Origin of the sequence: uncultured Stenotrophomonas sp. (assembly GCF_963519925.1) — a bacterium.
In the GTDB taxonomy this organism is placed as follows: domain Bacteria; phylum Pseudomonadota; class Gammaproteobacteria; order Xanthomonadales; family Xanthomonadaceae; genus Stenotrophomonas; species Stenotrophomonas maltophilia_AE.
Window position 1 is genome coordinate 1 of the sequence record NZ_CAUQPH010000169.1, and the last position, 6954, is coordinate 6954.

At 66.6% G+C, this 6954-nt stretch carries 6 protein-coding genes; 4 read left to right on the plus strand and 2 right to left on the minus strand.

What is annotated here, in order from left to right; translation table 11 throughout:
- Window positions 1-11 precede the first annotated feature (11 nt).
- Both RWO33_RS18230 and RWO33_RS18235 read right to left on the minus strand, forming a co-directional pair.
- Window positions 12-530, minus strand: a complete 519-nt coding sequence (locus tag RWO33_RS18230) for a hypothetical protein (protein WP_145481769.1) — start codon at window positions 528-530, stop codon at window positions 12-14.
- A gap of 201 nt (window positions 531-731) precedes the next feature.
- Window positions 732-1820 (minus strand): OmpA family protein, encoded by a 1089-nt coding sequence (locus tag RWO33_RS18235; RefSeq protein ID WP_314106636.1) that lies wholly within the window; start codon window positions 1818-1820, stop codon window positions 732-734.
- Window positions 1821-2191: 371 nt separating this feature from the next.
- Here RWO33_RS18235 and RWO33_RS18240 point away from each other — a divergent pair, with 371 nt between their 5' ends.
- From RWO33_RS18240 to RWO33_RS18255, 4 genes are all read left to right on the plus strand, one after another.
- Entirely contained in the window at window positions 2192-3220 is a 1029-nt protein-coding gene (locus RWO33_RS18240) for a zinc-binding alcohol dehydrogenase family protein (protein WP_314106638.1), read from the plus strand.
- Window positions 3221-3301: 81 nt separating this feature from the next.
- On the plus strand, window positions 3302-5335 hold the full coding sequence (locus RWO33_RS18245) for an NADPH-dependent 2,4-dienoyl-CoA reductase (RefSeq protein WP_314106640.1): 2034 nt from the start codon (window positions 3302-3304) through the stop codon (window positions 5333-5335).
- Between the two features lie 370 nt (window positions 5336-5705).
- Window positions 5706-6164: a cell wall hydrolase gene (locus RWO33_RS18250; protein WP_145481773.1), complete on the plus strand. Its 459-nt coding sequence runs from the start codon at window positions 5706-5708 to the stop codon at window positions 6162-6164.
- Window positions 6165-6253: 89 nt separating this feature from the next.
- Complete coding sequence (locus RWO33_RS18255) at window positions 6254-6865, plus strand: glutathione S-transferase N-terminal domain-containing protein (protein WP_314106641.1); 612 nt, start codon at window positions 6254-6256, stop codon at window positions 6863-6865.
- Window positions 6866-6954 lie beyond the last annotated feature (89 nt).

Here is a 6954-nt window from a genome sequence, read left to right on the forward strand (position 1 = left end):
GCGCACGGGTCTTACTTCTTGCCGTCCGGCTTGGTTTCAGCCGGTGCTGCTGCCGGAGCGGGGGCCGCTGCGGCGGCGGCCGGGGCCGGGCGCGCCTTGACCACGCGCACGCCCTTGGCCTTCATCCAGGCGTCGAACTCCTCGGCGGTCATGCGCTTGCCGTTCTGGCTCATGTCGAAGCGCCACGGCGTATTGTCGAATTCGGTCTGCGGCTTGTACGCGGCCGGATCATTCGGCTTCACCGCGGGCGCGCCGGGCATGGCCTTGGCGATGTTCTGGCAGCCGTCGATGCGCAGGCGCTGCAGCACGCGGTCCAACGACTGCTGCTGGTCGAAGTTGGAGGTCAGCACGCCGGCGGGCATGCCCAGCTGCACGTTGCGGATGTACAGCTCGTTGGCCACCGGCGCGATCGCCGTAGCCGGCAGCGGCAGCGGAGCCACGCTGGTGGCCGTTGCCGAGCAATCCACGGCTGCGTAAGCGGTGGGAACCAGGGCCAGGCCGAGTGCGGCGGCCAGTGCGATACGCAGCATGGGATGCATCCAGGAATGAGGGCGACGCACCGAGTTTAACAGCGCCACAACGCCTTTCAAGATCCCACATTCAATGAATACGGCAACTTGTTGGATTTATTGTTGATTTTTGCCGGAGTGCTGACCAACGGTCGGCACCTGCCATCAAAGAAAAGGGCCCGGCAATGCCGGGCCCCTTCTTTGACTGATGTTCCGGAACGATTAGTTCTGGACGTTCAGCTCGGTACGACGGTTCTTCTCGCTCTTGCAGGCCGGGAAGGTCTGCGGGGTCTGCTCCAGCGGACGGCTCTCGCCGTAACCGATCGGACCGGTGAGACGGCTGGCAGCCACGCCGTTCTGGGTCAGATAGTTGTACACCGCGGTCGCACGACGCTCGGACAGCTTCTGGTTGTAGTCGTCCTTGCCGCACAGGTCGGTGTGGCCAGCCACTTCGACGCGCAGGTCCGGGTAACGAACCAGGATCTGGGTAGCTTCGGACAGGATCGCCACGGCGTCCGGACGCAGGTTCGACTTGTCGAAGTCGAAGTTGACGCCCTTCAGGTCGATGGAGACCGGCACCGGGCAACCGTCCGGACCGATGGTCTGACCCGGCTGCGAATCCGGGCACTTGTCGTCGCAGTTGTTGACGCCGTCGCCGTCGTCATCCAGGTCGGCGCAGCTCGGAGCGGCCGGTGCCGGAGCAACGACGGCAGCGGTCGGAGCCGGGCCCAGCGGGATCACGACGCCGACCGAGGCCAGCACGTCGCCGAACCAGCTTTCGTCCGGAGCGGAAACGCTCTTGTCGTCGAAGTCACCGCGGTAGGCCACTTCGGCGCGCACAGCGACGCGCTTTTCGAAGGTGGTCTGCAGGCCGACGCCGAGCTTGGCGGCAAAGTTGCCGTCCTTGCGCTCACCCGGGCTGTCCGGCGACGGGAAGTTGTTGTATTCCTCTTCCGACTTCTGGTAGCCCACGCCCATCAGCAGGTACGGGTTCCAGCCGCGGCCTTCGGAGATGAAGTGGCGACGCAGGTCGATGGACGCGCCGTACTGGCTCCAGTTCAGGTCCTGGTTGGCGTCGAAGTTCGGGTTCTGATAGTTCAGCTCGCCGTCCAGCGACCAGTTGGGGCTGATGAACTTGCCGAGGCCCAGGGTAACGAACGGAGCGTCGTTGGTCAGGCGGTCGCTATCCTGGAAGTTGAAGCCGGCCGAACCGGTCAGGTACCAGCGGTCATCAAACGACGACTGCGCGGACGCTGCCTGGGCAAACGCCAGGCCGCCCAGCAGTGCGGCAGTGAGGATCTTCTTGTTCATGTAATACAGCTCCTATTTCGGGGGTATGAAACCGGTAGAGGCATGGGCCAGCACTACTGCGTCGTTTAAGACTGCCGATTCAGCACGCCACCGCCGCGAACATTATGCTCAGGGGAGTGAAGGCGATGTTAACGGTCACGTAACATGTGAAATCGACTACCGCGTCTCCGCCGGGACGGCTGGACGCACCCTATACAGGTTGGTGAATTTCCGCAAGAGCCAACAATGGCAAGGGTTTCAGCCACTTTCCCAAAGAATTCAACGACTCGCCACAGTATTTGATGCAATCCGACCCCGTGTCGCGATTCAGCTGAAAAACAGGTTTGAAAACGTCTTTATGATGAACGTGTTCGTCCCCCACAGGAGTCGATATGAATGCTGTTGGACTGACCCGTTACCTGCCCATCGACGACCCCGACGCCCTGCTGGACCTGCAGATTGCTGAACCGGGCGCGCCACAGGGACATGACCTGCTGGTGCGCGTTCAGGCGGTGTCGGTGAACCCGGTGGACACCAAGCAGCGCGCGCCGCGTGCCGGCGACGTCTCGCCGCCGCGGATCCTTGGTTTTGACGCTTCCGGCATTGTTGAAGCGGTCGGCGCGCAGGTGTCGGCGTTCGCGCCTGGCGATGAGGTGTACTACGCCGGCGACGTCACCCGCCCGGGCAGCAACGCGCAGCTGCAGTGGGTGGACGAGCGCATCGTCGGGCGCAAACCCACCACGCTGGATTTTGCCGAGGCGGCGGCGCTGCCGTTGACCGTGCTGACCGCCTGGGAACTGCTGTTCCAGCGCATGCCGCTGCATTTCGACGACCGCCGGCATGTCGGCCAGACCCTGCTGGTGATCGGCGGTGCCGGTGGCGTTGGCTCGATCGCGATCCAGTTGGCGCGGCATGCCGGCTTTACCGTGGTGGCCACGGCGTCGCGCGACGCTTCGGCCGAGTGGTGCCTGCGGATGGGCGCCGACCACGTGGTCGACCATCGCCAGCCGCTGCCGGCGCAGTTGCAGGCGTTGGGCATCACGCAGGTCGAGGTGGCACTGAACCTGGCCGACACCGACCACTACTGGGAGGTGCTGGGGGAACTGCTTGCACCGCAGGGGCATGTCGGACTGGTGGTGGAACCGCGCGGCCCGCTGCGCATCGGCGACCCGTACAAGGCCAAGTGCATCGGCATCCACTGGGAATTCATGTTCGCGCGTTCGCGCTTCCAGACCGCCGACATGGCCGAACAGCACCGCATCCTCAGCCGGGTGGCCAGCCTGGTCGATGCCGGCGAGCTGCGCAGCACCGCGCATACGTCGCTGGGCACCATCAACGCGCAGAACCTGCGCGAAGCGCACCGCCTGCTGGAAGGCGGTGGCGTCACCGGCAAGCTGGTGCTGTCCGGCTGGGACGATTGAAACGGCGTTGAACCGGGAATCCCCTTGCGTGCAGGGGCATTCCCGGGCACCCTTTGCGCATCCATACGCAAGCGTATCTTCATGTCGCCAGCTACTGATTCCACCGCCTACCCGCACCTGTTCGCCCCGCTCGACCTGGGCTTCACCACCCTGCGCAACCGCGTCCTGATGGGCTCGATGCATACCGGGCTGGAAGACCGTGCCAAGGACTTCCCACGGCTGGCGGCGTACTTCGCCGAGCGCGCGGCGGGCGGGGTCGGGTTGATCGTCACCGGCGGCTATGCGCCCAACGTGGTGGGCTGGCTCAAGCCGTTCGGCGGCAAGCTGTCCTGGCCCTGGGAAGTGGGTCCGCACCGCCAGTTGACCAGCGCGGTGCACGCCCATGACGGCAAGATCTGCCTGCAGCTGCTGCACGCCGGTCGCTACGCCTACCACCCCCTGTCGGTGGCGCCGTCGAAGAAGAAGGCCCCGATCAACCCGTTCACCCCGCGTGCGTTGTCGGCACGGGGCGTGGAGCGGCACATCGCCGATTACGCACGCAGCGCGCGGCTGGCCCGCGAGGCCGGCTACGACGGCGTGGAAGTGATGGGCTCGGAAGGCTACCTGATCAACGAGTTCATCGCGCCGCGCACCAACCTGCGCAGCGACCGCTGGGGCGGCGATGCCAACCGGCGCATGCAGTTCGCCGTGGAAATCGTGCGCCGCATCCGCGAAGCCTGCGGCCCGGACTTCATCATCATCTACCGGTTGTCGCTGGTCGACCTGGTCGAAGACGGCAGCAACTGGGAGGAGATCGTGCAGCAGGCCAGGGCGATCGAAGCGGCCGGCGCCACCCTGATCAACTCCGGCATCGGCTGGCATGAAGCGCGGGTGCCCACCATCGCCACCTCGGTGCCGCGCGCGGCATTCGCCGGGGTCACTGCCAAGCTCAAGCCGCACGTACGGGTGCCGGTGATCGCCACCAACCGGATCAACATGCCGGATGTGGCCGAGCGCATCCTCGCCGGGGGCGGCGCGGACATGGTGTCGCTGGCGCGCCCGTTGCTGGCCGACCCCGAATGGGCGAACAAGGCCCGCGTGGGCCGTGCGCACGCGATCAACACCTGCATCGCGTGCAACCAGGCCTGCCTGGACCATGTGTTCGAGAACAAGACCGCCAGCTGCCTGGTGAACCCGCGCGCGGTGCATGAAACCGAGCTGGTCTACCGCCCTGCCCTGGTACCGAAGAAGATCGCCGTGGTCGGCGCCGGCCCGGCCGGCCTGGCCGCCGCGACCGTGGCCGCCGAACGTGGCCATGCGGTGACCCTGTTCGATGCCGGCAGCGAGATCGGCGGTCAGTTCAACGTGGCCAAACGCATTCCGGGCAAGGAAGAATTCCACGAGACCCTGCGTTACTTCCGCCACAAGCTGGAGGACACCGGGGTGACCGTGAAGCTGGACACCGTGGCGGACGCAGCCACCCTCGGCGGCTTCGATACGGTGGTGGTGGCGACCGGCATCACCCCGCGCCAGGTCGATTTCCCCGGTGCCGACCACCCCAAGGTGGTCACCTACCTGGATGTGCTGCTGGGCAAGGTGCAGGTCGGGGCCGAGGTCGCGATCATCGGTGCCGGCGGGATCGGCTTCGATGTCGGCGAATTCCTGGTCCACGAGGGCCCCTCGTCGGCGCTGGACCCGGCGCGCTGGATGGCCGAATGGGGCGTGGACCCGACCTTCGAGGCCCGCGGCGCCCTGGCCCGCCCGCAGCCGGAGGCCCCGGCACGGAAGGTCTGGCTGCTGCAGCGGAGCCCGGGAAAGCCGGGCGCGCGGCTGGGCAAGACCACCGGCTGGATCCACCGCGCCACGCTCAAGGCAAAGGGCGTGAAGATGCTCGGCGGTGTCGAGTACCTGGGCGTGGACGACAGTGGCCTGCGGATCCGCATCGACGGCCAGGAGCAGACGCTGCCGGTCAGCCACGTGGTGATCTGTGCCGGCCAGGAACCGCGTCGCGACCTGCACGCTGCGCTGCTGGCAGCCGGCGTAGACGCGCACCTGATCGGCGGCGCGGACGTTGCCGCCGAGCTGGACGCGAAACGCGCCATCAACCAGGGCAGCCGCCTCGCGGCCGCCCTGTAACCGGTGTGCCGGCCAACGGCCGGCGCTACCCGGGCATGGTGGATTCACCGGGCGTGGACCGGTAGCGCCGGCCGTTGGCCGGCCCTCGCAGACCCAATCACTGCACCTGAACAGGGCTTCCGGCACTCCTCCTGAACCTGAATGTCAAGCCTTTCGATTCAGGATGCATTGCGAAATCCCCCCCTATCGTGCGCCGACTTTCCCGCTCACCACCCAGTTCGAGTGAGCGCGCGGCCCCCGACTTCTTTGGGTGCCGCTCCCGGGCGGCCCCGATGGCCGCCTCCCCATGACGCCAAGCAGTACCTTCACGCCCCCGTCCCCACACTCGGACGGAGCAGCCAGGTGCGGCCCATACGGAGCAAGGAGATTTATGAAACTGGCCTGGATACTCTGGCTGTCGCAGTTGTTGCCGCAGCCGGCCGCCGATTCGTTGTGCCTGAGCACGACCGTCTACCTCGAAGCGCGCGACCAGACCCTGCGCGGCCAGCAAGCCGTCGCGGAAGTAGCGTTGCGCCGCCTCGACAGCGGCCTGTGGGGCGACTCGATGTGCAAGGTGGTCACCGCACGCAAGCAGTTCGCGCCGACCATCGTCGCCCCCGGCACCCAGCTGGGCAACAGCGACGCCTGGGAAGAAGCCATGAGCGTGGCCTTCGACGCCGAGCGCAACTGGGCGCTGCCGGTGGGCGAGCGCAAGGAGATCGTGCCCGGCGCCAGCCACTTCGCCGCGCTGTCGATCGCCAGCCCGAGCTGGCGCAACGCATACCAGGTGGCCACCATCGGCGACCACACGTTCTACCGCGTGCAGAAACTCAAGCCGCGCGCGTCGTAACGATCTGTTACGGGCATACCGTTGAGGATGCGGGGCCGGCTCTGGAATAGTGTGCCGTTGCCCAACCTTCCATCTTCACGGAGTTCCGCATGAAGCTGTACAGCAAGCCCGGTGCCTGTTCCACCGCCGACCATATCGCCCTGCAGTGGACCGGTCAGCCGTTCGAGGTCGAACTGCTCGACAAGGACACCATGAAGGCCCCGGCCTACCTGGCGATCAATCCAAGCGGCGCGGTGCCGGCGATCGTCGACGGCAGCTTCGTGCTGACCCAGAACGCGGCGATCATGGGCTACATCGCCGACAGCTATCCGCAGGCCGGCCTGGCCGGCGACGGCAGTCCGCAGCAGCGCGCCGAAGCCAACCGCTGGCTGGCCTTCGTCAATTCGGACCTGCATCCCGCATTCACCCCGCTGTTCGGACCGGGCCGCTTCATCGATGATGAAGGCCAGTACGATGCGGTGCGCGATGCAGCACGCAAGCGCCTGCGCGGCCTGTTCGAAACCGCCAACCGCCAGCTCGCCGACAAGCCCTGGCTGGCCGGCTTCCGCAGCTACGCCGACCCGTACTTCTACATCACCCTGCGCTGGGCGGCGGGCGCAAAGATCGACCTGAGCGGCCTGGACAACCTGGCCGCGTTCAAGACCCGCATGGAAGCCGATGCCGGCGTGCAGGCGGCCCTGAAGGCCGAAGGCCTGCACTGACAACAGCGTAGAGCCACGCCCTGCGTGGCTGCTCGTCGCCCGCACCCGATCCCGCAGCCACGCAGGGCGTGGCTCTACGGGGTGCTGGC

Bases quoted from the DNA above. Each gene is read 5' to 3' on its own strand.
- RWO33_RS18255 (WP_314106641.1), top strand. From the start codon at position 6,254: ATGAAGCTGTACAGCAAGCCCGGTGCCTGTTCCACCGCCGACCATATC.
- RWO33_RS18230 (WP_145481769.1), bottom strand. From the start codon at position 530: ATGCTGCGTATCGCACTGGCCGCCGCACTCGGCCTGGCCCTGGTTCCC.
- RWO33_RS18235 (WP_314106636.1), bottom strand. From the start codon at position 1,820: ATGAACAAGAAGATCCTCACTGCCGCACTGCTGGGCGGCCTGGCGTTT.
- RWO33_RS18240 (WP_314106638.1), top strand. From the start codon at position 2,192: ATGAATGCTGTTGGACTGACCCGTTACCTGCCCATCGACGACCCCGAC.
- RWO33_RS18250 (WP_145481773.1), top strand. From the start codon at position 5,706: ATGAAACTGGCCTGGATACTCTGGCTGTCGCAGTTGTTGCCGCAGCCG.
- RWO33_RS18245 (WP_314106640.1), top strand. From the start codon at position 3,302: ATGTCGCCAGCTACTGATTCCACCGCCTACCCGCACCTGTTCGCCCCG.